The organism is Cellulomonas bogoriensis 69B4 = DSM 16987 (genome assembly GCF_000767165.1).
GTDB lineage: Bacteria > Actinomycetota > Actinomycetes > Actinomycetales > Cellulomonadaceae > Actinotalea > Actinotalea bogoriensis.
In genome coordinates this window covers 1-1719 of the sequence record NZ_AXCZ01000306.1, presented here as the reverse complement: position 1 = coordinate 1719, position 1719 = coordinate 1, and the positions used below count along the sequence as shown (strand labels likewise).

The following is a 1719-nucleotide window of genomic DNA, read 5'->3' as shown; positions in this document are numbered from 1 at the left end:
CCAGGTCGCCGCCCGCAGCAGCTCCACCCGGACCGGGGGAGCGGCCTCACCCCGGCGCGCCTCACCGGCAGCGGTCTCCACCAGGCCCCGCGCCAGCGCCGCGACCAGCGCCGCGTCCCGGGCCTCCAGGCACACGTCCGCCACCCGCACCTCGACCGTTGGGTACCGCTGCGACAGCCGCGCGTCGAAGTACACCATCCCCGCATCCATGATCGTCCCGGTGGCGACCATCTGCTCCACCACCTCCCGGTACCCGGCCGGGGACCCGAACAGCGCCGTCGGCCCCGCGCTCGGCCACCGGCTCCACACCTGGGAGCGGTAGCTCGCATAGCTGCTGTCCGCCCCGTGCCAGAACGGGGAGTTCGTCGACAGCGCCAGCAGCACCGGCAACCACCGGCCGATCCGGTCCAGGACCGCCACACCCTCCTCCTCGTCGGCCACACCCACGTGCACGTGGCACCCGCACGTGAGCTGCTCACGCGCCGTCAGCCCGAACCTCCGGTTCAGCTCCAGGTACCGCGGGTTCGGCGACGAGACCGCCGTCACCTCCACCGGCGAGGTCCCCAGCGCAGCGATCCGCGCCCCCGTCGACGCCGCCGCCTCCTGCGCCCGCCCCCGCGCAGCACGCAGCTCGGCGAACAGCTCGCCCAGGTCCGTGCACGGCCGGGTCCCCGTCTCCAGCTGCTGCTGCTTCAGCTCACCACCCACATCACCACCGGGCACGTCCTGATCGCCCCCCGACTCCTCCACCGCCTTCAGGGCCGCACCAGCGACCGCCGTCGGCACACCGTCAGCACCCAGCAGGAGGTACTCCTCCTCCACGCCCATCGTCCGTCCAGGTGACGTCATGGCAAGCAGTCTGCGGGCGCGTGCGCCATATGTCCTGCGGTGGGCGCCCACCCGGCCCGCACTTGCCCCACGGCCCCAGCCCCGGGACGCTGGACCGACGACCCCAGGAGGCACCATGGCCGACCTACCCCAGATCGCACGCCGGCACCTCGACCTCGCCCGCCAGGACGAGCACGGCCGGTCCGCGGAGCTGCTGATCCACGACGGGGTGCTGCGCCAGACCGTCATCGCCCTGGTCGCGGGCGCCGAGCTCGCCGAGCACAACACCCCGCACGCAGCGACCCTCCAGGTCCTCGCCGGCCACGTCCGCCTCACCGGCGTGCCCGAGCCCGACGTCACCGAAGGCACCCTCGCCCTGCTCACCCACGACCGCCACGGCGTCGCCGCGGTCGTGGACTCCGTGTTCCTGCTCACCACCGTCACCAGCGTCCCGCCCCAGGACGAACCGGCGCGCGCCCGGTGACCACCACGACCACCCGACCTGCCGGACCCGACAGCCCCCGAGCGACGACGGAGGACCAGCATGCGCGTGGCGCGGCTCCACGGCATCGGTGACCTCCGCCTCGCCACCGAACCGGACCCCTCACCACAGCCCGGGCACACCCTCGTCCAGGTCCAGGCCGTCGGCCTGTGCGGGTCGGACCTGCACTGGTTCCACGGCGGCGGGATCGGCGACGCCGCCCTGGACCACCCCCTGGTCCTGGGCCACGAGTTCGCCGGCCTCGCCCTGGACGGCCCCCACGCCGGCAGTCTCGTCGCAGTCGACCCCGCCATCCCGTGCACCACCTGCCGCATGTGCCTGGCCGGGCACCGCAACTTGTGCCCCACGGTCAGGTTCGCCGGCCACGGGACCAACGACGGCGCCCTGCG

The 1719-nt window shown here is 74.2% G+C and carries 3 protein-coding genes; 2 read left to right on the top strand and 1 reads right to left on the bottom strand.

Annotated elements, in window-relative coordinates:
- On the bottom strand, positions 1–849 hold an 849-nt coding region (locus N869_RS14890), incomplete at its 3' end, for a carboxylate-amine ligase (protein WP_035062947.1).
- A 115-nt stretch (positions 850–964) separates the two neighbouring features.
- Between N869_RS14890 and N869_RS14885 the strand changes: the two genes are divergently transcribed.
- Both N869_RS14885 and N869_RS14880 read left to right on the top strand, forming a co-directional pair.
- Positions 965–1312, top strand: a complete 348-nt coding sequence (locus N869_RS14885; protein ID WP_035062943.1) for a cupin domain-containing protein — start codon at positions 965–967, stop codon at positions 1310–1312.
- Positions 1313–1372: 60 nt separating this feature from the next.
- Positions 1373–1719 (top strand): alcohol dehydrogenase catalytic domain-containing protein (locus N869_RS14880; protein ID WP_035062945.1); only part of this gene is annotated, 347 nt, incomplete at its 3' end.

Bases quoted from the DNA above. Each gene is read 5' to 3' on its own strand.
- N869_RS14885 (WP_035062943.1), top strand. From the start codon at position 965: ATGGCCGACCTACCCCAGATCGCACGCCGGCACCTCGACCTCGCCCGC.